This window comes from Marininema mesophilum, from assembly GCF_900106775.1.
In the GTDB taxonomy this organism is placed as follows: domain Bacteria; phylum Bacillota; class Bacilli; order Thermoactinomycetales; family DSM-45169; genus Marininema; species Marininema mesophilum.
Genome location: NZ_FNNQ01000009.1, coordinates 49,191 through 73,096, shown reverse-complemented (window position 1 = coordinate 73,096; position 23,906 = coordinate 49,191). Strand labels below are relative to the sequence as shown.

General features: G+C 43.7%; 26 protein-coding genes. 17 read left to right on the top strand and 9 right to left on the bottom strand.

The window, feature by feature from the left end:
• Window positions 1–20 precede the first annotated feature (20 nt).
• The gene (locus BLV90_RS09900) at window positions 21–1,376 is read left to right on the top strand and encodes an MFS transporter (protein WP_177167993.1); all 1,356 of its coding nucleotides are present in this window, start codon (window positions 21–23) and stop codon (window positions 1,374–1,376) included.
• Between the two features lie 947 nt (window positions 1,377–2,323).
• On the opposite strand, the gene BLV90_RS09895 is transcribed toward BLV90_RS09900, so the two are convergent.
• Entirely contained in the window at window positions 2,324–2,644 is a 321-nt protein-coding gene (locus tag BLV90_RS09895; RefSeq protein ID WP_091740070.1) for a DUF3817 domain-containing protein, read from the bottom strand.
• 153 nt (window positions 2,645–2,797) lie between these two features.
• Between BLV90_RS09895 and BLV90_RS09890 the strand changes: the two genes are divergently transcribed.
• Entirely contained in the window at window positions 2,798–3,637 is an 840-nt protein-coding gene (locus BLV90_RS09890) for a sulfurtransferase (protein WP_177167992.1), read from the top strand.
• A gap of 58 nt (window positions 3,638–3,695) precedes the next feature.
• Here BLV90_RS09890 and BLV90_RS09885 read toward each other — a convergent pair whose 3' ends face one another.
• Window positions 3,696–4,556 carry a DUF72 domain-containing protein gene (locus BLV90_RS09885; RefSeq protein WP_091740067.1) on the bottom strand — a complete coding sequence of 287 codons (861 nt, stop codon included), beginning with the start codon at window positions 4,554–4,556 and terminating at the stop codon, window positions 3,696–3,698.
• Between the two features lie 92 nt (window positions 4,557–4,648).
• Here BLV90_RS09885 and BLV90_RS09880 point away from each other — a divergent pair, with 92 nt between their 5' ends.
• From BLV90_RS09880 to BLV90_RS09860, 4 genes are all read left to right on the top strand, one after another.
• A complete protein-coding gene (locus BLV90_RS09880; RefSeq protein ID WP_091740065.1) occupies window positions 4,649–5,122 on the top strand; it encodes a M67 family metallopeptidase in 474 nt (157 codons plus the stop codon).
• Between the two features lie 38 nt (window positions 5,123–5,160).
• Entirely contained in the window at window positions 5,161–6,630 is a 1,470-nt protein-coding gene (locus BLV90_RS09875) for a nicotinate phosphoribosyltransferase (protein WP_091740062.1), read from the top strand.
• Window positions 6,631–6,910: 280 nt separating this feature from the next.
• The gene (locus BLV90_RS09865; protein ID WP_091740056.1) at window positions 6,911–7,729 is read left to right on the top strand and encodes a sulfite exporter TauE/SafE family protein; all 819 of its coding nucleotides are present in this window, start codon (window positions 6,911–6,913) and stop codon (window positions 7,727–7,729) included.
• A 14-nt stretch (window positions 7,730–7,743) separates the two neighbouring features.
• Window positions 7,744–9,180, top strand: a complete 1,437-nt coding sequence (locus BLV90_RS09860) for a bifunctional metallophosphatase/5'-nucleotidase (protein ID WP_177167991.1) — start codon at window positions 7,744–7,746, stop codon at window positions 9,178–9,180.
• Between the two features lie 15 nt (window positions 9,181–9,195).
• Here BLV90_RS09860 and BLV90_RS09855 read toward each other — a convergent pair whose 3' ends face one another.
• Window positions 9,196–9,690 carry a QueT transporter family protein gene (locus BLV90_RS09855; protein WP_091740050.1) on the bottom strand — a complete coding sequence of 165 codons (495 nt, stop codon included), beginning with the start codon at window positions 9,688–9,690 and terminating at the stop codon, window positions 9,196–9,198.
• Between the two features lie 143 nt (window positions 9,691–9,833).
• Between BLV90_RS09855 and BLV90_RS09850 the strand changes: the two genes are divergently transcribed.
• Window positions 9,834–10,091, top strand: coding sequence for a DUF6154 family protein (locus tag BLV90_RS09850; RefSeq protein ID WP_091740047.1), 258 nt, complete (start codon window positions 9,834–9,836; stop codon window positions 10,089–10,091).
• Window positions 10,092–10,283: 192 nt separating this feature from the next.
• Window positions 10,284–10,673 (top strand): hypothetical protein, encoded by a 390-nt coding sequence (locus tag BLV90_RS09845; RefSeq protein WP_143035033.1) that lies wholly within the window; start codon window positions 10,284–10,286, stop codon window positions 10,671–10,673.
• 36 nt (window positions 10,674–10,709) lie between these two features.
• Here the strand turns inward: BLV90_RS09845 and BLV90_RS09840 are convergent, their stop codons facing one another.
• Window positions 10,710–11,666 carry an RluA family pseudouridine synthase gene (locus tag BLV90_RS09840; protein ID WP_091740040.1) on the bottom strand — a complete coding sequence of 319 codons (957 nt, stop codon included), beginning with the start codon at window positions 11,664–11,666 and terminating at the stop codon, window positions 10,710–10,712.
• Between the two features lie 234 nt (window positions 11,667–11,900).
• Between BLV90_RS09840 and BLV90_RS09835 the strand changes: the two genes are divergently transcribed.
• From BLV90_RS09835 to BLV90_RS09825, 3 genes are all read left to right on the top strand, one after another.
• Window positions 11,901–12,647: a DsbA family protein gene (locus BLV90_RS09835; protein WP_091740037.1), complete on the top strand. Its 747-nt coding sequence runs from the start codon at window positions 11,901–11,903 to the stop codon at window positions 12,645–12,647.
• Entirely contained in the window at window positions 12,644–13,060 is a 417-nt protein-coding gene (locus BLV90_RS09830) for a disulfide oxidoreductase (RefSeq protein ID WP_091740035.1), read from the top strand. The genes BLV90_RS09835 and BLV90_RS09830 overlap by 4 nt, the downstream gene beginning before the upstream one ends.
• Before the next feature lie 236 nt (window positions 13,061–13,296).
• Complete coding sequence (locus tag BLV90_RS09825; protein ID WP_091740032.1) at window positions 13,297–14,436, top strand: DinB family protein; 1,140 nt, start codon at window positions 13,297–13,299, stop codon at window positions 14,434–14,436.
• A 64-nt stretch (window positions 14,437–14,500) separates the two neighbouring features.
• Here the strand turns inward: BLV90_RS09825 and BLV90_RS09820 are convergent, their stop codons facing one another.
• Window positions 14,501–15,928 (bottom strand): cytochrome P450, encoded by a 1,428-nt coding sequence (locus BLV90_RS09820; protein ID WP_091740029.1) that lies wholly within the window; start codon window positions 15,926–15,928, stop codon window positions 14,501–14,503.
• A 147-nt stretch (window positions 15,929–16,075) separates the two neighbouring features.
• Here BLV90_RS09820 and BLV90_RS09815 point away from each other — a divergent pair, with 147 nt between their 5' ends.
• A complete protein-coding gene (locus BLV90_RS09815; RefSeq protein WP_245726317.1) occupies window positions 16,076–17,113 on the top strand; it encodes an ArsR/SmtB family transcription factor in 1,038 nt (345 codons plus the stop codon).
• A gap of 84 nt (window positions 17,114–17,197) precedes the next feature.
• Window positions 17,198–18,337 (top strand): radical SAM/CxCxxxxC motif protein YfkAB, encoded by a 1,140-nt coding sequence (gene yfkAB / locus BLV90_RS09810; protein ID WP_245726312.1) that lies wholly within the window; start codon window positions 17,198–17,200, stop codon window positions 18,335–18,337.
• A gap of 46 nt (window positions 18,338–18,383) precedes the next feature.
• Here the strand turns inward: yfkAB and BLV90_RS16260 are convergent, their stop codons facing one another.
• The gene (locus BLV90_RS16260; protein WP_177167990.1) at window positions 18,384–18,869 is read right to left on the bottom strand and encodes a hypothetical protein; all 486 of its coding nucleotides are present in this window, start codon (window positions 18,867–18,869) and stop codon (window positions 18,384–18,386) included.
• A 228-nt stretch (window positions 18,870–19,097) separates the two neighbouring features.
• Here BLV90_RS16260 and BLV90_RS09800 point away from each other — a divergent pair, with 228 nt between their 5' ends.
• Window positions 19,098–19,793 (top strand): DUF3891 family protein, encoded by a 696-nt coding sequence (locus BLV90_RS09800; RefSeq protein WP_091740023.1) that lies wholly within the window; start codon window positions 19,098–19,100, stop codon window positions 19,791–19,793.
• Window positions 19,794–19,864: 71 nt separating this feature from the next.
• Window positions 19,865–20,257, top strand: a complete 393-nt coding sequence (locus BLV90_RS09795) for a VOC family protein (RefSeq protein ID WP_091740290.1) — start codon at window positions 19,865–19,867, stop codon at window positions 20,255–20,257.
• Window positions 20,258–20,367: 110 nt separating this feature from the next.
• On the opposite strand, the gene BLV90_RS09790 is transcribed toward BLV90_RS09795, so the two are convergent.
• Complete coding sequence (locus tag BLV90_RS09790) at window positions 20,368–20,898, bottom strand: hypothetical protein (protein WP_091740020.1); 531 nt, start codon at window positions 20,896–20,898, stop codon at window positions 20,368–20,370.
• Between the two features lie 138 nt (window positions 20,899–21,036).
• Entirely contained in the window at window positions 21,037–21,270 is a 234-nt protein-coding gene (locus BLV90_RS09785; protein WP_091740017.1) for a hypothetical protein, read from the bottom strand.
• Between the two features lie 207 nt (window positions 21,271–21,477).
• On the opposite strand from BLV90_RS09785, the gene BLV90_RS09780 reads away from it, so the two are divergent.
• Together BLV90_RS09780 and BLV90_RS16255 are read left to right on the top strand one after the other, a co-directional pair.
• Window positions 21,478–22,023 carry a GNAT family N-acetyltransferase gene (locus BLV90_RS09780; RefSeq protein ID WP_091740014.1) on the top strand — a complete coding sequence of 182 codons (546 nt, stop codon included), beginning with the start codon at window positions 21,478–21,480 and terminating at the stop codon, window positions 22,021–22,023.
• 96 nt (window positions 22,024–22,119) lie between these two features.
• On the top strand, window positions 22,120–22,266 hold the full coding sequence (locus BLV90_RS16255) for a hypothetical protein (protein WP_177167989.1): 147 nt from the start codon (window positions 22,120–22,122) through the stop codon (window positions 22,264–22,266).
• Window positions 22,267–22,359: 93 nt separating this feature from the next.
• Here BLV90_RS16255 and BLV90_RS09775 read toward each other — a convergent pair whose 3' ends face one another.
• Complete coding sequence (locus tag BLV90_RS09775; RefSeq protein WP_091740011.1) at window positions 22,360–23,730, bottom strand: aldehyde dehydrogenase; 1,371 nt, start codon at window positions 23,728–23,730, stop codon at window positions 22,360–22,362.
• Window positions 23,731–23,906 lie beyond the last annotated feature (176 nt).

The following is a 23,906-nucleotide window of genomic DNA, read 5'->3' as shown; positions in this document are numbered from 1 at the left end:
TTTATGTGGAGGTTATGAAATTGTTTAATCGAGTTACTGGGTTTTCTGCATTTCTTACAATTTGGTTTGGACAAATTCTATCACTAGTAGGTGCCGGAATCTCTACTTTTGCCATAGGTGTATGGGTATACAATGAAACTAAATCTGTTACATTATTCTCTTTAATTGCCTTATTTTCTATTTTACCCGATCTTGTTTTATCACCGATTGCAGGTGTATATGTGGATCGTTGGAACAAAAAATATATAATGATTGCTAGCGATTTAGCCGGAGGATTAATCACGCTGATATTAGCTCTTACCATATATTTTGGATCGATGGAACTGGTTTTTATTTATATCGCTGTGGCATTACACTCGATCTTTAAAGCTTTTCAATGGTTAGCGTATTATTCTTCTATTTCCGTTTTGGTTCCTAAAAAACATATTGGCCGGTCTAGTGGGATGATATCTATGGCAGAAGCCGCAACAAAAGTTCTCTCACCGATTTTAGGCGCTTCCTTCTATGGTCAGTTTGGTTTGTTTTGGACCGTTACCATTACCTTTATTACTTATTTGATTGGAGTGTTGACACTAAGCGTGGTAAAAATGCCACAGGAGAAAAAACAAATGGTAAAAACCTCAGTAAAGGAAGAATTAGTTTTTGGATGGAAATATATTACTTCTAGGTTGGGTTTGTTTTATTTACTGATATTTTTCTTTTTTTATAATATTGCTTTTGGCATGAATGAAGTATTAATGACTCCTTTAATAATGAAATTGGAAAATTCTAAGGATGTACTTGGAATCGTCATGACTACGGCTGGTATTGGCATGCTATTAGGCGGAATCGTTCAAAGTATTTGGGGCGGTCCTCAAAAAAAGATTAGGGGAATTCTTTTATCTACTGTGCTAGTGGGAATCTGTATCATCTGGCAAGGTTTATTCCCGAATGTTATATCAATTACTATTGTTTTTTTTATGGTACTGTTTTGTTCACCAATTATGGCGGGTTGTAGTCAGTCTATTTGGCAAGTGAAAGTAGCATCCGATGTACAGGGAAGGGTATTTGCCTTTAGAGGAACGATTGCCTGGGCCTCTTTACCGATTTCTTATAGTTTGGCTGGGCCATTTGCAGATAAGGTGTTTGAACCGATGCTCTCTCATAACGGATTATTAGCCACGAGTGTGGGAGCCTTTATTGGAATTGGTCCAGGAAGAGGGATCGCTTTTTTGATGATTTGTTTAGGTATTTGTATGCTACTCATCGTATTTGTCGCTATGTTTAACCCCCGCTTACTCAATGTAGAGAAAGAGCTTCCTGATCATTTGAGAGAAGAGTCTATTAAGGATGTTAATGTTGAAAATGAAGTCGCTACGAAAGAGGTAATTAATTAAGTGAAAAGTAAGTGTGAACCATTATGAAGAGCTACACTTTTTAGAGGGTGCTAAGGGCAACACCTCTTGATAAAGTAGATTATATTATGGGAAAGGAGAATTTAGACCTGCCAGTTTTAACACTAGTTCCAATGCGATCATCTCCTATTTATGGTGTTTAGCCCGGCCGGGGTAGCCAATTATAATACCAAATCAGGGATGTTGTAACTATTCTCTGTACTACTATTTTTAATAAGACCTTCGTACTAGAGTGTAAGGTCGCAAAATGTCGAATACGAACGTCGCAAAACAGGCCAACACTTTTCAGGGTAAAACGCAATTTGCGAACGTAGTAGCTCTTTTTTTCGTTCGGTTTTGCTAAACAATTCAAACAAGCGACCCTCTGGGTCACCAACTGGATACGTTTTTGGAACATGGGCCGATCATCCAAAAATAAAAGGGGCTATTTTTTATGCAAGTTGAAGGAGATCGCTCCGAAATAGTGTATTTAAAAAAGAGACTAATAAATTATATGCTAATAGTAGGTTATTAAAATGATAGATATCAACTTTGGTAATGTATTACTTCAAATTTTAGTTTGTATCTTTGGATTAGGCATTATTACATTAGTCATTTGCTTTCTGATTTTTAGCATCAAAGCGCTATCGATCTATATCAAAAAGAATAAGTAAAATGAAGAATTCCAGTCTAAAGATATTAGCTGGGATTCTTCTTGTCTTCTGTGGCTTCACTTGCTTTCCCAGGGATATTTCTGGTTAAGCAATACGCTTAATTTTGACCATAAAAAAGAAAAAACCCGCTGGACGTTTTTCCCAACGGACTCTTCCTTAGTGGTAGATAAATAAGTGCTTCTCACAATGGAGTAGTACGATCATATCAGGATATCTTGTAAGAATCAAGGCCAAGATTAGTTGAATTCCAATAGTAAAAATTGGTGATCGCTTCGCTTAATCTGGAAGATTGTTAGTCTTACTTATTTCTTCATTCAGTCGTAACTTTGCTGAGAGGACAAAGGTACCAAAGGGGAGAATCGATGCGATTGCGGCACCGGATACTCGACCGAAAGGCCAACGATGAACATACCAAACATGGGCAAGAGTGATAAAATAAGCGATAAATAAAATGCCATGAATCCAACCAACGATCAGAACAGCAAGATCATATCCTAAAATATACTTCAGTGGCATAGCGATTGCGAGGAGGAGAAGATAAGAGATTCCCTCTAACAAACCAATTACGTGAAAGCGACTGAGTGGAGTTTTCAACATGTGCACCTCCAAAATGTTGTGATCAGACAATTAGGTACTGTTCAGGATCTATACAATCATGATTAGGGTTATGGATAAGCAAATATTGTTATATAACTCTGTTTCTCATCCACAGTCCTAATCAGGATATCTATCATGCTAGGGGGTTTTTTCATGCAGGATGTTTTAGTGAAAGCCATGTGGTTAAATGAACATTTGAACGATCCATCCCTTGTCATTGCTGATTGTCGTTTTGATTTGACAAACCCTTCAGCAGGGAAAAATGCCTATGAGGAAAGTCATATTCCAGGTGCGGTCTATTTTCACTTAGATGAAGAGTTATCAGGCCCTGTAGAGAAGCATGGAGGGCGGCACCCTCTCCCTGATCTAACCACCTTTGCGGCCCTTTTAGGTGATAAGGGAATTGATCATGAGAAGACCGTCATTGTCTATGATGATCAAGGGGGTGCGATGGCGGCTCGTCTTTGGTGGATGCTTCAGTACCTTGGTCATGAGCGAGTAGCCGTGCTGGATGGTGGTTTTACGGGTTGGCGAGAAGCAGGTTATTCAGTGACGAGTGAGAAAACCACGATCCTACCAACTCAATTTGACATCCACATCCGAAAGCCGAAGCAGCTTGTACAGATGGAAGAGATTCAAAAAGGAGAAAATCCCTTAATCGATTCCCGGGAGCCAGATCGTTATCATGGAAAGGTAGAGCCGATTGACAAGAAAGCTGGGCATATTCCTGGAGCTTTGAATCGTTTTTGGAAAGAGAATCTGACTGAGGGACAGCACTGGAAATCTTCCCAAACCTTAAAAAGAGAGTGGTCGTTTATCTCTTCTCAAGATGCACCCATTGTCTATTGTGGTTCAGGTGTTACTGCCTGTGCGAATATGTTAGCTTTGCAACGAGCTGGGATTCATCATGCTCGCCTCTATCTCGGTAGTTGGAGTGATTGGATCAGTTATGAAGAAAATCCAGTCCATACAAGCCTTGATTCCGGGGTATAATAAATGGAGAACCGCCGACAAGATGGTTACAGATGTCGGCGTTTTTTGTTACAATCCTTTAAAACATATCCAGCTGTCTCGGCGCGAGACCTGCTGGTTCGATGTCTAACAATTGGGTCATACGCTTGGCATCTGTTTGCGCGTCACCACGGGAGTTATTGTTAAAAAGGAGGGTAATTTGTTTCGCCTCTTTTTTTAAGTGGTCGATCCTTACCTTCCATTCCGCCAATTCATCGTCGGAGTAACGGTAGGCGTAACGCACCTCCCGCCACTCTTCATTGGAGCGGCCGGATTGATTCCAACCATCCGCATTGCGGCCATGAAATCGTAGCAAGGCTTGCTCAGGATGAGTGACTGCTGGGACGATGGGAACGCTACTGATGCCAGCCTGGGGTTCATCACAGATGACATGGATCATTCGTTCCTTTGTGAGAAATTCCAGCGTGCGATCATAGTATTCAGGCAAAAACCATGTTCGGTTTCTAAACTCAACCGCGAGTGGTAGATCAGAGAGCTCTTGCCGACAGCGACGAATATAATGGACATGCTCTTTTTTACAGTCAAACCATGGCGGAAATTGCATAAGGACAGCCGTCAACTTATTGGCTTTCACCATGGGCATAAGACTGTCGCGAAAATCAGCAAACCATTCTTTACTGCTTTTTTCCGGAGCATTTTTGCCGCGACCATGGCCTGTTAATTCACGATAAGCCTTTACTATAAAACGAAAATTAGCGGGAGTATCTGCCGTCCATTGAGCCATTCGCTCTTGGCTTGGAATCGCATAGTAGGTGCTGTCCACTTCAACAACGGGGAAATGACCCGCATAACTCGATAATTTGTCTTTACTTGTAGTTTTAGGGGAATAGATATCATGATCCCCCCAACCACAAAGGCCGATTTGGATTGGATTGTTCATAGGTCGTCCCCCTCTTGCTCGTGCCGTCATTGTATCATAGGGAAGTGTCGAAAGTTGGTGTCAAATTTGCGCATTTTGCTGAGGGGATTTTAATGGAATACAATGGGGAAATGAATAAACCTACTATGAATATGAGCGTGCATTTTCCTCCGATCACTAGTGTGCTCGATAGGATAACGATAAAGCGTGGAGTTGTTCAGGCATTACAAGAATACTGCACTCAACAACTACCGCAGGAAGGTTGTGGAATCCTAGCGGGGATGGGGCCAGAAATCAGCCGATTTTATCCGGTGGTTAACCAGGATGAAAGTAGTCAATCCTACTCCTTTGAACCTCGTTCCTACATCCATGCACTGAAGGAGATGAGAGATTCTAAATTGGATTGGTTGGGAATCGTTCATTCTCACCCAAATACCGCAGCGGTTCCATCCTCAAGGGATATCCAGGAATGGCATCATCCAGAGTTAATGTGTTGGATTCTTTCTATTAAAGAAGATCCGAAGTTGTCTGCTTTTCTTATACGTGGGGGAACGTTTACCCCAGTGTCTTATCAAATAGTGCCTTAGGGTGGTATCATCCACCGTAGCTGACTGGAGTGAACGATATGCATATACCAAAGATCCCAGCTTTACATACTGATAAATATCAACTGACGATGATGTATGCTCATTGGAAAAATGGTAGCCACCGTGATCGAAAGGCCTTTGATCTATATTTTCGTACCCTTCCATTTGGAAACGGATATACTGTGTTTGCAGGATTAGAACGAGCCGTCGATTATCTAGAGAACCTCCACTTTAGCGATGAGGAGATTCACTATCTCTCTCAACAACCAGAGAATTATGAACCTGAATTTTTAGAGATGCTTCGCGAGTTTCGTTTTACTGGAGATATCTATGGGATGCGAGAGGGGACGATTGTTTTCCCAAATGAGCCACTCCTTCGTCTGGAAGGCAGTGCCATGGAGATACAGTTTGTAGAGACGGCTCTCCTTAACTTTATTGGTTATCAGACGTTAATTGCGACGAAGGCGGCTCGTATTCGTACTGTTGCTAGGGAGAATTTCCTGATGGAATTTGGCACCCGTCGAGCACAGGAGTCAGATGCGGCTTTATGGGGAACGCGTGCGGCTTATCTGGCGGGTTTTCATTCAACGAGTAATGTAAGGGCAGGACAGTTGTTTGGGATACCGACAAGTGGAACACACTCTCATTCTTGGGTACAGGACTTTGATAGTGAGTTAGAGGCCTTTCGCACCTTTGCGCATGCATTCCCAAATGATTGTATCCTGTTGGTAGATACCTACGATACGCTTAAGAGCGGGATTCCCCATGCTATTCAAGTAGGGAAAGAGTTACGTGAACAAGGGTATGAATTAAAGGGAGTCCGTCTAGATAGTGGAGATTTAGCCTTTCTCTCCAAAGCCGCTCGCCAGATGCTGGATGAGGCAGGATTTAAGCAGACCAAAATTGTTGCATCCAGCGATCTTGATGAATATACGATTCAAAGTTTAAAAAATCAGGGAGCCGAGATTGATGCATGGGGTATTGGAACGAAGCTGATTACCACCTATGATCAGCCGGCACTTGGAGCTGTATATAAACTAGTTGCTCGAGAGAAGGATGGCGAATGGCAACCGAGGATCAAGATATCATCCAACCCTGAGAAAGTGACGACACCAGGATTAAAGAAAGTGGTTCGCTTGATTGATCGTCAAACGGAAAAGGCCAGGGGAGACCTCATTATGGAAGAAGGGCATTCAATCGATGAGGAACAACCGCTTACTCTTTTTCATCCAGTTCATACCTATCGTAAAAAAGAGGTTGATCAATTTCGGGTAGTGGAGTTACTTCGGCCCATCTTCAAAGATGGGAAACGTGTGTATGACTTACCCTCAGTCGAAGAGATCCGTAACTATCATAGTGAACAACGTGAGCTATTTTGGGAAGAGCATACTCGTTTACTCAATCCTGAGGAGTATCATGTAGATCTATCTGGCAGTTTATGGGATAAAAAACAAGCTTTATTACAATCGATCTATCGGAGGATCAAACTTGAGAATCGACCTGGTTAAAGCCAAGAGACCCAGGTCAGATAGAAAACGATGGATGAGTCCGCCCTTTCTACTATGGGGCGGACTTTTCTTGTGGTATTCTTCAATTAAGAGCTGTAATCAAAGGGTGAATGATTTTCTACTTAGGCACTTTTTGATTGAAAACAGAGGAACAGGGAAAATCGTTATCATGGTTAATAAATAGCCAAACTGGATCGGATTAGCCGTATAGACCATGATCCCTTAGTTAGACTACTCTAGAGAAAAGAAACAGCCTCGATGATGGAAGGGAACGATATGAATGGAATGGTTGGTCCTGGTCCTGATCGGATTGATCTCGGGAACGATTGGTAGCTTAGTGGGACTGGGTGGTGGAATCATTACAGTCCCTGCACTCTTGTTTTTGGCAACCATCTACCCCAGTTATAGTGAGATTACCCCACAAATTGCTGTCGGCACATCACTGGTCCTGATCATTATTACGGCCTTATCTTCTGTTTTTTCGTATGCTAGGCAAAATCGGGTAGACTTCCGAAGTGGATGGATATTTTTTTTAGGTAGTGGTCCAGGTTCGATCCTAGGTGCGTACTTAACCAATTTTTTCAGCCCAAAGGAGTTTAATATTGGCTTTGGAGTTCTCATGATTGTGGTCGCCGGGTTGTTAACTTTCCGCAATCGACTGAATCTCAAACAGATCCAATGGAGTGTACAGCGGGAATTCATAGACCCAGACGGGAATATAAACCGATACGGATACCATCTTCCTATTGCCCTTACTGTTTCTTTTGTAGTAGGTATTATCTCTAGTTTATTTGGAATCGGCGGCGGAGCATTGATGATGCCGGTGATGTTGCTCGTGTTTCGTTTTCCAGCCCATGTAGCTACCGCTACATCCATGTTTCTTATCTTTTTGTCGTCATTGGTTGGCTCCAGTGTTCATCTTACCCAGGGAAATGTGGATTGGTGGGCTGTGCTTTGGATCGCACCAGGTGCATACTTGGGCGGGAATCTTGGAGCGTGGCTTTCCAATCGAATGAGCAGTCAGGGGATTCTAATTGCTTTAAGGATCATGATTGTCTGTGTAGCACTGAAAATGATTGTAGAAGGATTTTCTAAATGAAGGGAGGTAGTTTTTTGCACCGACGAATCCGAGTACATATCCTACATACGAATGATATCCACAGTCATTTTGATCAGATGCCTCGCATTCATACGGTTTTGGAGACGTTGCGAAAATATCTCCAAGGTTCGGATGAACCCTTTTTCACCATAGATGTTGGGGATTATATGGACCGGGTTCGCATAGAGACGGAAGGTACCAATGGATTGGCTAACCGAGCAATCATGAGTGCTACTGGTTATCAAATGGTGACTTTGGGGAACAATGAACTTCTTACATTTTCTAAGGAAGAGCTAACTTCCTTGTACCAGGATGCCCCCTTTACAGTATTAGCGACCAATGTAAAGGATTTAGGAGGCAAGACCCCTTCATGGATCAAAAGGAAATCCGTACGAGAAGTTGAGGGATGTCGTATCGGCTTTCTCGGGGTGACCATTTCCTTCCCAACGGTCTATGAATTACTTGGTTGGGATGTGGAAGATCCCTTCGAGGTATTGGCAAAGGAAGTTGTTAAACTACGCCAAGAAGTGGATCTCATCGTGGTCCTCTCTCACCTTGGTCTGGGTCATGATCGACGGTTAGCAGAGCTTGTACCGGAAATTGATGTGATATTGGGTAGTCATACCCATCATCTCTTGGAAACCCCTGAATGGGTAGGTTCGACAATGATCGCTGCAGCCGGGAAATTTGGTGAACATGTGGGGCATGTAACTGTTGAAATGGAGCAGGGAACGAGACGAATCATGGGCATGTCGGCGCGGTGCCTGCCTGTTGAAAAGATCAAGGCGGATCGAGGGATTGAACAAAAGATTCTTCAATATGGTAAGAGTGCTCAGTATGCTTTAGCTAAGCCCATCCTACAGTTGCAAGAACCCCTTCCGATTGACTGGAATGAAGAGTCTGCCTTAGGCAATTTACTTGCAGATGGTCTTTTAGCATGGATGGATGCAGACTGTTCCTTGGTTAATGCGGGACAACTCCTCGGAGGACTAGAGATGGGGGATGTTTCGCGAGGTCGGTTGCACGAAATTTGTCCTCACCCCATCAATCCGTGTCGGATGAGGCTCTCAGGGCAAAGCATTCGGTTGACATTGGAGCAAGCACTGGTAAAGGAGTTTAAGAATCGGCGAATTAAGGGATTTGGTTTTCGCGGCGAACAATTAGGCACGATCAATATGGCTGGAATCGAGGCGACCTATGATTTATCAGCCCCACCCATGGAGCGTTTACGTGAGGTGATGATCAAGGGTGTACCCTTAGAGGATAAGAAGCGGTATCAGGTGGCGACGATTGATATGTTTACCTTTGGTGTGGGGTATTTAGAAATGGAAAAAGGGGAGGAAATCGAATATTTCCTCCCCGAGTTCTTACGAGATGTGCTGGCGCATCAATTGCAACAAAAAGGAGCGATACAGCATTCCTGGAAGCGTCGCTGGCATCCAATGAAATGATGAGGGCCGTCTAACCTACTTTTCCGCTCTGTCGCTAGGATCGGCTCCAGGGATTCTATCCCGGTATCGTTCAAGAACATGCAAAAGGGGAAGACCTAATCCATAACAGACGACAAGTTGTCCCGCTCCTACGTAGAGCATGGCAGCGGGAATGACTACACCGAGGCCGCTTACTGTGCCAAGAAGGATGCCAATGATCAATGCATTGACGAGTACTGGGGGGAGGGGAGCTAGCCAGGGACGAGGCATTTTCGCTGTTAACCACGCAGCAAGGAAGGTAGCAAGGCTGCCGAAGATCATATCATAAAACCCCACAGGACTAAATAAGTTGGCGATGAGTGCCCCGAGAAACAAGCCAGGGATGGCTAACGGGGTAAACCAAGGGAGTACAGTTAAGCACTCTGAAATGCGGAACTGGACAAGGCTATAGGAGAAAGGTGCTACAGCTAAAGTGAGTGCTGCATAGATGGCAGCAATTAATGCGATCCCAGTAAGGTGTCGGATGGGCATAGAAGTCCTCCTCTTCCTTCATAAGTATAACCTGGGTTCCGGAATCTTTTCCTTACCCCAGTACAGTTTAACAAACGCACAAGGTTATTCTCGCATGGGAAAGATGTTTGCGTTACAATATCTGAAGAAGGGGGTACTTATCCATGCGATTCGTTGAAGACATTTACTCTTTATATAGAGATCAACTGGGTGAAGATGAAGATAACGCAATATCTGTGGTCATCAGTATTCTTGAAGATCAGTATCGTAATGATATGATGAAGCTGATTAAAGAGATGGAAGACGATGAAGTAATACAAATGGTAGGTATGTATTTAGTAGAGATGCTAAAGATGAAAATGGCCCAGGATGGAAAGTTAAGGGATTGGGATGATTCGTCCAATTCTGCACGATATCATTGATGAAGACCCTTGTGGAGGACACCTGAAGAGGTGCCTTTTTTTATTTAAAAAATAAATGAAACGAAGGAGCCCTCGTATTCGTTGTAAGAGTAACAGAGATTGGAGGAATCATGGATGTTTCTTCACAGGGTTGCCATTACCTCGTCTGATGATGGGAATTCCCTTGGTCACAATGATGAGGGGAGGAACGATATGATACTAAAATGGCTGGGGATGGCTGTTGTCATAGTACTCAGTTCATCCACAATTATGGGTACTTATAATGTAATTCAGTCAAGAGATAGTAGGTTGGACCCCGATCAGGAAGAAAGCCGTTCAGAGATGGATCGAAGCCAGATCAGTTCAAAAACAATGGCTCCCACCCCAAAAAAACATGATGCTCCTTCGGAAATAACCATGTCGGAAGCCCAACGTGTGATCGTTGGGAAATTACACCCTAAAAGTCAAATAAAAAAGCTACAACGTGAGATTAGAGATGGTAGGGTTGTCTACGTAGCGGATGTCGCGGGAAGAGATATGGGAGGAAAACTCGTCCTCGACGCACAAAAAAGATCGTTAGTTGGAATCGAGTGGCGAGTATAAACCATGACATAAAAACCCGTCTAAAGCCCGTCCATGTTATGGATGGGCTTTATTTGCTTTATCAAGAAATTCTGTAGGTATTTGTAGACCAAGAGTGTTAGCCAGTTGAGAAAGGTCCTTAGGAAGAGGAGTACTTACTGCGATATCTTCATGAGTCAAGGGATGGGTGAAGGAGAGTTGACAAGCATGTAGAGCTTGGCGGCGAATATAGTTTTTTGATCCATAATATAAGGTATCACCATAGAGGGGATGCCCAAGATGAGCAAAATGAACCCGGATTTGATGAGTTCGCCCTGTCTCTAGCTCTGCGTGTACAAGGGTAGCATCAGCGGCATGGGCGATGATTTGATAATGGGTAACCGCTCGCTCACCACTATCTTTTACACAGCGACGTAAGGGATGATTTCCTTCTCGGTCAATAGGTGCTTGGATTGTGCCTTTTTCGCCCACTTCCTTGTCAAAACGTTCAGAGAGAATGGCTAGATAGTGGCGCTTTATCCGTTTTTCACGTAATTCTCGATCCATGAGCTGATGGGCATAGGCTGACTTTGCCACAAGTAAGAGGCCTGAGGTGTGCCGATCCAGTCGGTGGACAGGTCGTACTTTTGCCTCCAAACCTTCTTCTTGCCAACGCTGGGTGATTCCGTGGGCGAGAGTACCTGTTTCCCCTTTTTTTACTGGATGAACTTGAATACCTGCCGGTTTATCTACAATCAAGAGATCTGGATCTTCCCAAACCGTAGTAAAGGGCACAGGCTCTCCGACTAGCTCTGTTGTTTCGTGGGGACGTACAGCTACTTGGAGTCGGTCCCCTTCTTTTAACTTCTTATTAAGCCATGTTTTTTTACCATTTAGACGCAACCCCTTCATATGGGTTAATCGGTTAATCATCCGATTAGATAGCAGAAGGGGGCCTTTTAAGACATCGGTAACGCTGTGATTGTTCCATTCGGTTGGAATAGTATACGTGATCCATTTTGAGTGGGATTTCATCTGGTATTTCCTCCGTGTATTCAGTATACTTCCATGGTATCTTAACTAGAGGAGAAGGTAAAAGCTTCTCATCGGATTTATATCAATAGAAAAACTCGTAAATAGCATGGTGATTTTTGTCAATCAATGCAAAGGAGTTAAGAGAAGTTTTCCCATCGTTGAAAAGGATCGGAGACAAGAGTATGATGGTGGATAGTAGGGGACTCTTTGATATTGCGGAATGGGGGGAGAAGAATGGGAAAGGGTAAGAATAACAAAAATTCCAAGAAAAAAGTAGCTCAAAAACGTGAGCAAGAGCGATCTCGCCGGATACGTGATCTTACATTAATTACTGTCATTGTGCTTGCTTTAGGAGCGGGAATTTTATCTCTAGTACTGTCTAGTTCCAGTTCCAGTGACGCAGATACGAATCGTGTAGCTGCCTCCGCTTTTCGCTATGATAAGCAACCTGTAGAGGGAAACCCTAAAGCGAAGGTGAAGATTGCTGAACTGGGGGACTATAAATGTCCAGTATGTAAAAGATTTAAGCAGGAAATTTATCCGCAATTGAAAAAAGATTTTTTAGATACAGACAAAGCCTCCCTGTACTTTATCAACAATCAATTTATTGGTGAAGATTCCGTAACAGCGGGGATCGCTGGAGAAGCGGTGTATGCACAGGATAAGGATAAATTTTGGAAATTTTACAATGCTATCTATGATAATCAGGGGGATGAAAGTCAGACATGGGCTACTCCTGAATATATGGTAGAAATGACGAAGGAAAATGTACCCGGGCTGGATTATAAGCGATTGGCCAAGGATATTAAAGAACGAAAATATGAAGATGAAGTGCAGGCAGATAAGGAGATAGCGGATAAAGCTAAAGTGACAGGTGCCCCTGCCCTCTTTATCAATGGTAAACCCGTGGATATCAAGGTGATTTTCGATTATCCTAAACTGAAAAAAATGATCGAGAAAGAAGGGAAACGCGTCCAGTGAAGGAGTGGCGGCAATATTGCCTTTACCTGGCTTGGTTGGTAGCGTTGATCGCTCTTGGTGGGAGTTTGTACTTTAGCGAAGTAGCTAGTTTTGTACCTTGTAAATTGTGCTGGATCCAGCGAATTTTTATGTATCCGCTTGCTCTGATTCTGGGTATAGCATCCTATCGGGGAGATCGAGGGATTATCTCCTATACTTTGCCCATGAGTATCATCGGTGGGTTCGTCTCCCTCTTCCATTATTTGGAGCAGAAAGTTCCTGGATTAGCAGCTATGGCCCCTTGTACGGAGGGAGTTCCTTGCTCCCAAGATTATATTAATTGGCTAGGATTTATCACGATACCCTTGTTAGCATTGGTCGCATTTGTTCTCATTTCTGTTCTGTTATGGATGGGTAGGGAACGGCTAGAATGATTGAGGGCGCCGTAATCAGAGTCGGCGCCTTTTCCCATCAATTACCTGTGGTGGACTCTTTAAATCTTTATCATATTAGTTGATGGGTTGGATTGGCTCTGATACATTAATTCTGAAACGCGTCAAGTTATGGCGCTTTTGCTTATTTCCGGCGTCCGGAACGAATTGGCGGGGTGGGGACCCCAATCGTGTGAACACCCGGAACCGTCGATTTTGATATAAGGAGAGGTTTTAGGGTGAATGAGGAAACTCCTTTTAAACTATTACGAGTAAACGATTTCCATACATCTTTGCTCTTTTACAGAGACAAGATTGGTTTTACGATGGAGCGGTATGATGTAGAGAGAGAAACCGTGCTCTTTAGCACTCCGGGTGACCGTTTAATTGTAACGGCTAATCGGGAATTGGACGTTGAGGCTTTTGTTAACGAGAATCGGCCTCAACCCTTTGGAGGTTCCTTTCAGGAAGACCAGGAAGAGACTCGCTCTGAGGAAGTAGAGCTATTTCAGCAAACACCTCCTGATGAGCATAATAAGGGAGAGACGCAATCCGAGGAAGCTACACCAGAGGTGGAATCGGAACCAAAAGAAGAGCAAGCCGAAACTGAGACGCAGCTAGAAAAAGAGCTAGATGAAAAGATGTATACAGAGGATCTGATCGGTGAAATCACAGAGGATTCCCCAAATGGACCTGCTGAGGAAGCTACAATATCCGAAAAGTCCCCTCAGATTGAAGAAGTTAGTCGGGGAGAGAGGATGGTATTCCCAGGGGAAAACCTACTGTTTCATCAAGAACGATTGACGCATTTAGGTGTGATAGATCTCTATTTGGAAGAGTACCCTGGTGTGGAGCAGTTACTAATCCTAAAGGATCCCGATGGATATGAGATAGCATTCTGTGAAGATCGTCGTCTTGATCAAGAGGAATTATTTTCTCTGTATGAAAAAGGCGTTGATCTTCTTGATGGTGTGATCATTGGCATGACAGAGGAAGAACTTGACAGGGTTACTCGTGAGGGGACGACCATTCGCCACACAATTTTACAGCTAGTCGATTTCGATATGGAGATGGCTCAACGGATTAAATGGGCCTTGGCTGAGCCTGGTCGCTCTTATCCATTACCACTGTATGAGGTAGAGGAGTGGGCGCAGGCATTAGATTATGCTTCTCGCCCCATCCATGGGGAAGTGGCTATGCTTCGCTTGCTACGGGAACATATTCTTACCTTGTGCGACCGGATTCCAGATGCATTGACAAGGCATTTGGTCTCCGAGCATGGGAAAGTGGAAGTACGGACGATGATGCAAGTAGCAGCGGAAACCGCTCGTGAACAGGTTCAGTCTATTCTAGACACACGACCTTTTCATGCTAACTGAAGCAATATCAAAAAAAGCAACCTTGGTCTATACAATCAGACCAAGGTTGCTTTTTGGGTTGTATCTATTGAAACTTTAGATGATGACGAATGTTGCCTTCTATTTCACTAGGTGTTGGAGAGGCGAGATGACGGGGAATGATCTTCATGGGTAGCTCTGCGGCAGGCTGGAGAGTGATCCCTACTTGTAGATTGACTTTGATTCGATCAGGGAGTTGAAAGTGGTAGCGGGGTAAGAGATAGATCAATACTCCCTTAATAATGTGAGTAGCGAGGGAGGCACCGATACACTTGCGAGGTCCTGCTGAAAAGGGTAGATACTCAAAGGCCGATGGACGCAGAGTTGCCCAGCGGTCCGGACTAAAGGTGTTTGGTTGATCGTAGAACCCTGCTAGGTGATGGATATGAAAGGGGCTGTAAATTACCTCGGTGCCAGCAGGTATTTCCCAAGGACCAAGGTGAGCACCTTGTTGCGCGATTCTCCAGCAAATAGGTGCAGCGGGGAGAACACGGAGGCTTTCTTTAATAACATGATCCAGATAGGTCATGTGTCTGATCGTTTCCGCTGATGGATCCCCCCCATTAAGGTGACCTTCGATTTCCTCAGTTAATTGAGCCATCTGGTTAGGGTGACTTGCCAGGAGAAAGAGTGTCCAAAGGATGGAGGAGGCGACTGTTTCATATCCAGCCATTACAAAAGTAAAAAGATGACCGATGCCCTCGGTTTCAGAGAGCGCTGCTCCCTGGGGAGCGTGGCGACACAACTGGGTGAGTATACTCTGCTCCTTTTGCAAAGCTTCTTGCCAGAGGCGCCGAAAAGTAGCCTCGATGGATGAAGCTTCATCCCGAACCCGATCTTGAGGATTGTCAGGCAGATTAAGAGTATATCCTTTACTTGCTCCAATGAGGTGCTCTAGCCAACTCCGTGTATGAGAAAGGAGATGGGGATACTCTTTTCCCTTTTCTCCTAGCACAATATGCCACAGAATAGCTAAAGCGAGGGTAGTCGACTCCTGTGCTAGATCAATCGGGCCTTTTTGATCCCAAGTGGAGGTTATTTCGGCTGTAATACAGGTGATATCTGGTGAAAACGTTTCAACAAAGGAGCGTTGAAAAGGTGGCATCACTTTTTTACGCTGGCATTGGTGCACAGAGCCATTGTGGCTAAATAAGCCGGTTGTTATCCGCCGTAGTGAGCTATCTTTATTTTCGCATTCTGGAAATAAAGGACTTATAAGGGAATGAGAGTGAAATTGAGTAGGATTCCGTAGGATGACCTCTGCTTGTTTTGGGCCGAAGGCGAAGACTGTTCCGGTTGTCGTGGTTTCGGGTAGATAAAGTCCAGGATTCCCCCCGCGAACGAGAGCAACAACATCTCCATAACGTTCATAAAGGATGGACATATGGCCGAGAGGATCAGCCAAATAAGAGCGGATTGGGTCGGATGTGGCGGAAGCTGGGTCCGGACCAGGGATAAGGTGGTATGCTGTCATTACGCTTCCCCCTTAGCATGTTATTTTAACCTTTTATGCGCAGAAAAGGGAGCTGATGCGTAGGTAGACCCGTTAAGTGCAAAGGATAATAATGATACGGTAAGATAGGTTGATCACAAGAATCGTTGAGGGGGAATCATTGTGAGTATGTTGGATTGGGGGATGCGACGACATACCTATCAAGTGAAGTGGGACAGTTCATTGCTATGGGAAGCAGTATTAGGTATTGCCGCTGCTACTTACACAGAGATTCACCCTACTTTAGAAAAGTCCACTTCCTATTGGGAAAGCATAGTTGATTCATTACCTTTACCATTACAAATAGAACTTGAGGAGGTGAAGAAACAAAATACATGGAAAACCCTCCTACACTTATTATTTCAGAGTGAAAGCCATGATTTAGGAGAGTTTCTCGATTGGATGAAAGGACTAGAGAATGAGAGATTTCGTTATTATGCGCTTCCTTATCTAGGTAATGAGTGGGAGGATATCCGTCAATTGGCGGTACAGCAAGACACGAGAGCCATCGCAGAGTTGATTCAAGCAGGGGAACAAAACCCGATGTTCCCCTCTTATATCCGATATATAATAGAAGCTGATGTGCCTACACTCAAAGATAAATTAACCTTTGTTTTTCAGGAATGGTATCAACAAGTTGTGACCCCGAATGCTGTTTGGTTAGGGGAGGTCTTGCAGCGTGAGGTGAAGGGGAGGGAAAAACGAATCCGCTCCCTTACATCAGAGCAACAGGTAGAAGAGATGACAGGGATCTCTTATTCACCAGAACCATTTGTCCATCAGGTGGTACTCATTCCTCAAGTAGTCTATCGGCCTTGGACGATCCAAGGAAGTGCACCAGGTACCCGAATCTTCTATTACCCAGTATCCGATGAAAGCTTATCAGGGGAGAGAGATTCATCGACACCTCCATCCACGCTGATTCGTTTTCATAAGGCACTGGGTGATGAGAAAAGACTCCGGATTTTAAAATTGCTTCAACAAAAGCAACGTACCTTACAGGAATTAGCGAAGGAAATGAATCTTCCCAAGACCACAGTCCATCACCACTTACGAATGTTACGGTCCGCTCATTTAGTGGAGATGAAGGGATCTGTTTTTTGCGTAGGACAAAGAGGGTTGGCAAAAGGAAAGAAGGGGCTAAAAGCCTTTTTGGAAGAGAAATAGATCGCTAAATCCCGTTTGACGGATGGGCTGGTAGTACGGTATACTCATCCATTGTTTTATAGGAAAGAAACGGGGGATGGTCGGATGACCAGAGAGGGTAGTACGATGATGACGCAATGGAGTATGCAACAGAGGGATCCATGGGATCCTTGGTTTAATCGAAGTGAAAAGGGAAAATATGAGCTAACCAGTGTAGAATTTACCGTTACACAACTATGTAATTTACGTTGTGAACATTGTGCAGTAGGCGAGATGTTAGTGACAGAAGAAGGCGTTTCTATTTCAGTAGAGAAATTGATCCAACGATTAGAGGAAGTTGAAACGCTGACAACGTTAAGTATTACAGGTGGCGAGCCGATTTTAAATCCAAAGGTAGTGAAAGAGACGATCACTCCCTTGTTGCGCTACGCTCGCTCCCGAGGAATCTATACACAGCTAAATTCTAACCTTACCCTTCCCTTAAACCGGTACCAGGGCTGGATCGAAGATCTTGATGTTTTACATATCTCATGGAATTATCGGGATGCGGCTGATTTTCATCGGATCGCCTTTGAGAAATATGGACGAGATGTAACACCAAAGGCAGCGGCGGTTTTATTTGACCGTATGATGGACAATGCGCGTGCATTATCGGAGCAAGGTGTCTTTGTATCCGCGGAGACACTACTTTCACCCTTCACCGCTCCCTATCTCACAGGAATGCACCAGGCTATCGTAGAGATGGGGTGTGCTCGCCATGAAGTCCACCCTCTTTATCCCAGTGATTTTGCGAGGGGAATGGATTTGATCTCTCTGGATACCTTTCGCGAGACGATTACCGCCTTACTAGATAAACGAGACCCTTCCATTTGGCTCTTATTTGGTACCTTACCTTTTTACCCGTGTAGTGAAAATCCAGCGGATCGAGAGCTTTGGCTCCGCCTTCATCAGGAGAAAAACATTACAGTTCGCCATGATCCCGATGGGCGCAATCGCTTAAATGTGAATGTTTTCAATGGAGAAGTAATTGTTACGGATTTTGGCGATGTTCCCCCTCTGGGAAATATCCAGACGGATCGATTAGATACTATTTTTGATCGGTGGTTGGAACATGAAGCATCGAAACGGCTTCACTGTTTTTGCCCAGAGGCACGTTGCACCGGCCCTAATCTATTGGTAGCGGATGCTTACTATCCGGATACAGATTTTCAAAAACGACGCGCTGTAATAACGATCGATTATTAATATAAAAAGAAAGAGCCTCCGGAAAATCCTCCGGGGGCTTTTCGTATTAGTAAGGGCGCCAATAAGGGGGTGGATAGGGATAAGGACGAGGACGTGGGTAGTAAGGGTAAACCGGGCGATAATAGGGAGGTGGACGGTAGTAGGGTGGGTAATAGGCGGGTGGTGGTGGAATATAGGGTGGAGGGTAAGTTGGATAGTAGGGATATTGAGAGGTATCTGTACTTTCTTCAAAGTTAGAAGGTGATGGGTCTTCGCCTGGCGGTTGTTGAGCAAAGGCTTGCTGATCGGTTGGGGTAAATCCATAGGGATCGCAGTGATTATGTCCATACCCATATCCGAATTGGCTGACAGCCGGGTGTGCCCAGTCATATCCATAGGGATACTGGGCTTTGCTAAAATCATGTGTGTTGCCGTTTTGAGCTCCAAAATCTTGCGAAGAAAATTCCTGGGCAGGTGGGTCTTGCCCCTTTGTCTTTACTTTTTCTGAGATTGGTTTTGCCTTTTTCTTTTGGGACGGTTGTTCTTTGGTCATGGGACCTCCTCCTCGATCAAAATCAAAGTCCTACATCACCAATGTATGTACTTGAATACTATTTTTGTTTGTCCGCCCAAACTTCTAAGCTCCCCTTTTCCAAAAAAACGGACGGGATCAACGATAGCAAGGATTACACACAAACTGTATTATAGATTGCGAGCGGGAAAACCAAGCCCTTCAGGGTTGGGATGAAAGCGAGCGTCAGACGAGAGAGGATGTGAGAGTATGATTGTCCGTGAGAGTGAAGATGGTTTTCTCCTAATCAGACAACATGATCATGGTAAAATATCGGGACAGTTTGCAGATCACTGGATCGCTGGTGGACGACCGGATGTTTCATTGAGAAAAGCTGCTTGGTGGCATGATGTAGGCTGGGAGGAGCTTGATCATGAAGTGCGGACTCATCCAGAAACAGGACACCCGTACTCTTTTATCGATTATCCACTTACAGAGAAACTGGTTACTTATCGTCATGGATTAGATCGTGTGCAGAAATTAGATGAGGTGGCAGGCTGTCTGTGTAGCATGCATTATGCATCATTTTTTACAGGCACATCCGTACCTGAGGAACTTCAATTTCTCAAAGATGAGGATCAACGACAAAAGGGCCTTAAAGAAAAAATGACCGAGGAGGAAGTAACACACCTTGCTGAGGGGTTGGATTTTCTTCGTTTATGCGATGATCTCTCTTTATTTGTCTGCCTTAATCCCCCTGGGATAAACAATCATCCATGGTTCGAAAAAGGGATCCCCTATCATGAGTGGACCATCTTACCCCATTGGAAAAATAAAGCGGAGCTGCAATTTGTTCAAGGATTATTGGATGAAGATTTCACGCTCACCATCCCTTATCGAATCGTAAATCGAGAGGGAGTTGTAACAAGTAATGGCACCTACGATATTAAGGTGAGTGTTGGGTGAAGAGTATTCGGTTGAAGGAAGGATTCGATAAGGTTGAGGGAGCACTGAAAGAGATGAAGAGAGGCTCTAAAATGAAGGTAAAGGGATTTAATCACATAACGATTCGGGTATCAGATCTGAAGGCATCCTTGGATTTTTATGAAGGAATACTACAAATGGATGTGGCTCATCGTGGTAGAAAGGATGTCTATCTGGAATGGGGAGATGCGTGGATCTGTTTGATAGAATCAGAAAAAGTGGATTCTATAGTGGACAAAACCGTAGGTATAGATCATGTGGCTTTTTCGATTGCGGATGAGGATTTCGATGAAGCAGTTCATCGACTACAATCCTTCGGTGTACATATCATACGTGGGCCGGAAGAGCGCGGAGGTGGACAAGTAGTTAATTTCCTTGATCCTGACCATACGCAGTTGGAGTTGTTCACAGGAACATTAGAGAAGCGGATGAAGAAGTGGATTTGAAGCGATTCCAAAAGAAACTAAACAACCTTAGTCTGGTTGAGTACCGAACTAAGGTTGCCTAATGTCGTTGCTTTTATTTGTTGACGGGGGTAAGATCACGCCAGGGGTTTTTAATTAGTTTTAAGCTTACTGCCATTTGTATCTTGTACGACGAATTTCTTACCATCTAAGGAACCAGTATCTACAGTAGCCCACTCCCGTGGTGGGTTCTCGCGGCCGTAATCGTCTTCCCAAGAAACAATAATTTTAACAATATCATCACCTGTAACCTGTAACTTTTCGATAATAATGTTTTTATCTTCATAATCTGGCGTATCTCTTACTTGTACATAAAGTAAGTCATTATTAACCCAATCTTGATCATCTAATCCAGCGGGATGTTTATCACTGTTATAGAGCCAGATGCCTGGATTAGGTTCGGGATTTGGAGCATTGGAAATCCAGTTGATCCGTTGAAAACTAACTTCTTTAAAGGTTTCATTAGGGGCGACCGCCTCAGAGTCAGATTCTTTCTTCTTATCCTGTTTATCCTTTTTTGATTTGGCATCAAGTTCTTTATTAAGATCTTTTTCTAATTCTGCGCAACCTGTGCCTATTAAACAAAGAGTGAAGATGAGAACAAGTACAGATAAACGTTTCAATAAAATATACCTCCTCAATATTGGGCTATATTTATTTTAAACAAATTCATCTGTCAGGTCGAGTAAAAAGCAAAAAAAACTACACCTTTTTGGGCGTAGATTTTATAAGAGGAAATTTTCAATAATTATCTTTGAATTTTACTCAATGAATAACGTAATCCGTGTTGCATCATGGGGATCAGGCCACATATTGATCACAGGATAGGTGGTTTCTTTTCCATCTTCAAATTGGACAAACAGTTCCTTGCGTGAAAATGCATGACGGATTTGATGACTATACTCTTCGGAAATATCATAGATCTCTATGCTACGACCCATACCAGGTAAAGCCATTGGGTTAAGTGATTTGCGAGGTAAGGTGATGATTTTCATAGTGAGACCTCCTATTCTTCTATTTTTTATACCCATTACCAGAATGGATAAAAACGCGAATTTTTTAGGTAAACTTCAAAAATAGCGTTTTACCGTTAGATGGCATGATGACTTTTTAGGAGATTATTTTTTGACAGGTTTCTAGAGAACTAAAGGATTCGTGCTGATCAGATGGAGAGTGTATGATGAATCAAGGAGGCAGTAAGGATGCTTAGACTAGAAGCGATATCCCCAGAGGATTTTTCTACATTGATATCCTGGACAGACACACCTGAGTTCTTACTACAGTGGGCTGGACCGCCCTTTCACTATCCATTAACAGAGGAGCAACTTTACGCACATTGGCAGGTCACAAAGGGTGAGCAGCCTTTGCGGCGTATTTTTAAGGCAGTTGATTTAACAACTAGTGAAATGATTGGGCATATCGAGTTGAATAACATAGATATGGAGAATCGATTAGCTAGATTATCTCGTGTGTTGATTAATCCCCAAATCAAGGGAAGAGGAATCGGGACAGATATGGTTAGAGAAGTGGTTCGGATGGGATTTAAAGAGATAGGACTGCATCGGATTGACTTACTTGTCTTTAATAATAACCTTTCCGCTATTTCTTGTTATAAGAGAGTTGGATTTCGCAAGGAAGGGAGTTTGCGAGAATGTAGACGATTGGGTGAGAGGTATCTAACTCTTGATTGTATGTCGATATTGGAATATGAATGGGTAGAGAAAAATTGTTCCATATCATCTCGATGATAAGAGGGTTTTCTTTCTCTTAATATCGGTTATAAAAGATAGAGACCGAGGAAAACCCGCTTGATGTGCTGCAAGATGAGGTGGAGGTGAACTGTCTTGATTGAGTTAGCTGGTAACTGTGTTCGTTGTGGTAAACCAGTGTTTTGTACGGATGGGTTTATCAATGGGGTGACTCAGGCAGACGGTAACGTCCTCTGCTTCGGGTGTGACGGCGAGGAATCAGCCCAGGAAAAGAGTGGCTGATTGTTAAAATAATTTGCGATTAAAAAACCCGGACAAAGAGTGTCCGGGTTTTTCTTATAATAGAACGTTAATGGGATAAATGGAATAAGCAGATTAGCGCAATAGCTTACGAAGGACGGATAGTCCGACTTTACTAGAATGGTAGCGGAAGGGGAAGTCGAAGCGAGTCGTTTGCTTTAAGATACTTTTGTGATGGGAGAAAGCATCAAAGCCACTTTTACCGTGATAGCTTCCCATTCCACTAGGCCCTACTCCACCAAAGGGAAGATAAGGGCTAGCAAAGTGCATCAGAGTATCGTTGATACAACCACCACCAAAGGGAAGGGACTGGAGTATCTTTTGTTCATTCTTCTTTGAATTGGTGAAATAGTATAGAGCGAGTGGTTTTGGTTTAGAACGAATTTTTTCAATGACGTCATCGAGATCATCGAAGGGGATAATGGGGAGAATGGGGCCAAAAATTTCATCCTCCATGATCGGATCATTCCAGCTGGCACCACTCACTAAGGTAGGCTCGATGGCAGGTAGTTCAGAGTTCATCGCACCTCCCGCGATAATCTCCCCTTTTCCGAGCAGAAGAGAGAGACGATCAAAATGACGACGATTAATGATGTGAGGGTAGTCGGGATGGTTCAACGGATGCTCACCAAAGTTCTCCTTGATCGCGGCTTGAATCCCTTGGATGAGAGGTTTTTCTACCTCTCGATGAACAAGTAGGTAATCCGGGGCAATACAGGTTTGTCCAGCATTGGTGATTTTCCCCCATGCGATCCGCTTAGCAGCAAGTGGGATGTTGGCATCTCGATCCACAATGACAGGGCTTTTGCCACCAAGCTCTAGGGTGATGGGGGTTAGGTTCTTGGCGGCTGCTTCCATCACAATTTTCCCTACAGGAACACTTCCTGTAAAGAAGATTGTATCAAAGGGTTGCGCGAGCAGTTCTGTACTTGTTTGTACATCCCCTTCGATCACGGTAACAAAGGCAGGCTCAAATAACTCTTCTACCATTCCTCTGATGAGGGTAGAAGTATGGGGAGCCAATTCCGAGGGCTTGATCACCACACAGTTACCGGCAGTGATGGCGGCTACTAGTGGAGCAATGATAAGTTGGAAAGGATAGTTCCAGGGACCAATAATTAAAGCGGTACCATATGGCTCTGGTTGAATCCAACTTTTAGCCCCAAAGTGGATCATCGATGTGGGGACCCGCTGAGGGCGAGACCAATGACTCACATTACGGATGGCCGTTCTAATCTCTTTTAGTGAAATACCAACTTCGGTGGCATATGCTTCATGGGTGGATTTATTTAAATCCTTTTTTAAAGCTTCCATCACATGTGCTTCGTGGGTGCGAATCCACTCTCGTAAGTGAGCCAATTGTTCTCTACGAAAATCGATGGGTCGTGTGTTACCGGAATGAAAAAAGGTTTTTTGTTCGTTGACCAGGGTATCAATAGATTTCATGGGATCACCTCACTAATAAATCGACATTCAGTACATCCTATTTTTCAGAATGTTCCTGTTGCATTAAAGTGTATCACAAGAACGTAGAGTGGACAGAAGGTGATTGGAAATCTTTTGATTGACAAAATAAGAAAAGTCTCATTACAATACGAGTACGTACTGGTACTATAGAGGTG

Excerpts from the sequence above, each read along its gene's own strand:
- BLV90_RS09895 (WP_091740070.1), bottom strand. The coding sequence starts at position 2,644 with ATGTTGAAAACTCCACTCAGTCGCTTTCACGTAATTGGTTTGTTAGAG.
- BLV90_RS09890 (WP_177167992.1), top strand. The coding sequence starts at position 2,798 with ATGCAGGATGTTTTAGTGAAAGCCATGTGGTTAAATGAACATTTGAAC.
- BLV90_RS09885 (WP_091740067.1), bottom strand. The coding sequence starts at position 4,556 with ATGAACAATCCAATCCAAATCGGCCTTTGTGGTTGGGGGGATCATGAT.
- BLV90_RS09880 (WP_091740065.1), top strand. The coding sequence starts at position 4,649 with ATGGAATACAATGGGGAAATGAATAAACCTACTATGAATATGAGCGTG.
- BLV90_RS09875 (WP_091740062.1), top strand. The coding sequence starts at position 5,161 with ATGCATATACCAAAGATCCCAGCTTTACATACTGATAAATATCAACTG.
- BLV90_RS09865 (WP_091740056.1), top strand. The coding sequence starts at position 6,911 with ATGGAATGGTTGGTCCTGGTCCTGATCGGATTGATCTCGGGAACGATT.
- BLV90_RS09855 (WP_091740050.1), bottom strand. The coding sequence starts at position 9,690 with ATGCCCATCCGACACCTTACTGGGATCGCATTAATTGCTGCCATCTAT.
- BLV90_RS09850 (WP_091740047.1), top strand. The coding sequence starts at position 9,834 with ATGCGATTCGTTGAAGACATTTACTCTTTATATAGAGATCAACTGGGT.
- BLV90_RS09845 (WP_143035033.1), top strand. The coding sequence starts at position 10,284 with ATGATACTAAAATGGCTGGGGATGGCTGTTGTCATAGTACTCAGTTCA.
- BLV90_RS09840 (WP_091740040.1), bottom strand. The coding sequence starts at position 11,666 with ATGAAATCCCACTCAAAATGGATCACGTATACTATTCCAACCGAATGG.
- BLV90_RS09835 (WP_091740037.1), top strand. The coding sequence starts at position 11,901 with ATGGGAAAGGGTAAGAATAACAAAAATTCCAAGAAAAAAGTAGCTCAA.
- BLV90_RS09820 (WP_091740029.1), bottom strand. The coding sequence starts at position 15,928 with ATGACAGCATACCACCTTATCCCTGGTCCGGACCCAGCTTCCGCCACA.
- BLV90_RS09815 (WP_245726317.1), top strand. The coding sequence starts at position 16,076 with ATGTTGGATTGGGGGATGCGACGACATACCTATCAAGTGAAGTGGGAC.
- yfkAB (WP_245726312.1), top strand. The coding sequence starts at position 17,198 with ATGACCAGAGAGGGTAGTACGATGATGACGCAATGGAGTATGCAACAG.
- BLV90_RS16260 (WP_177167990.1), bottom strand. The coding sequence starts at position 18,869 with ATGACCAAAGAACAACCGTCCCAAAAGAAAAAGGCAAAACCAATCTCA.
- BLV90_RS09800 (WP_091740023.1), top strand. The coding sequence starts at position 19,098 with ATGATTGTCCGTGAGAGTGAAGATGGTTTTCTCCTAATCAGACAACAT.
- BLV90_RS09795 (WP_091740290.1), top strand. The coding sequence starts at position 19,865 with ATGAAGGTAAAGGGATTTAATCACATAACGATTCGGGTATCAGATCTG.
- BLV90_RS09785 (WP_091740017.1), bottom strand. The coding sequence starts at position 21,270 with ATGAAAATCATCACCTTACCTCGCAAATCACTTAACCCAATGGCTTTA.
- BLV90_RS09780 (WP_091740014.1), top strand. The coding sequence starts at position 21,478 with ATGCTTAGACTAGAAGCGATATCCCCAGAGGATTTTTCTACATTGATA.
- BLV90_RS09775 (WP_091740011.1), bottom strand. The coding sequence starts at position 23,730 with ATGAAATCTATTGATACCCTGGTCAACGAACAAAAAACCTTTTTTCAT.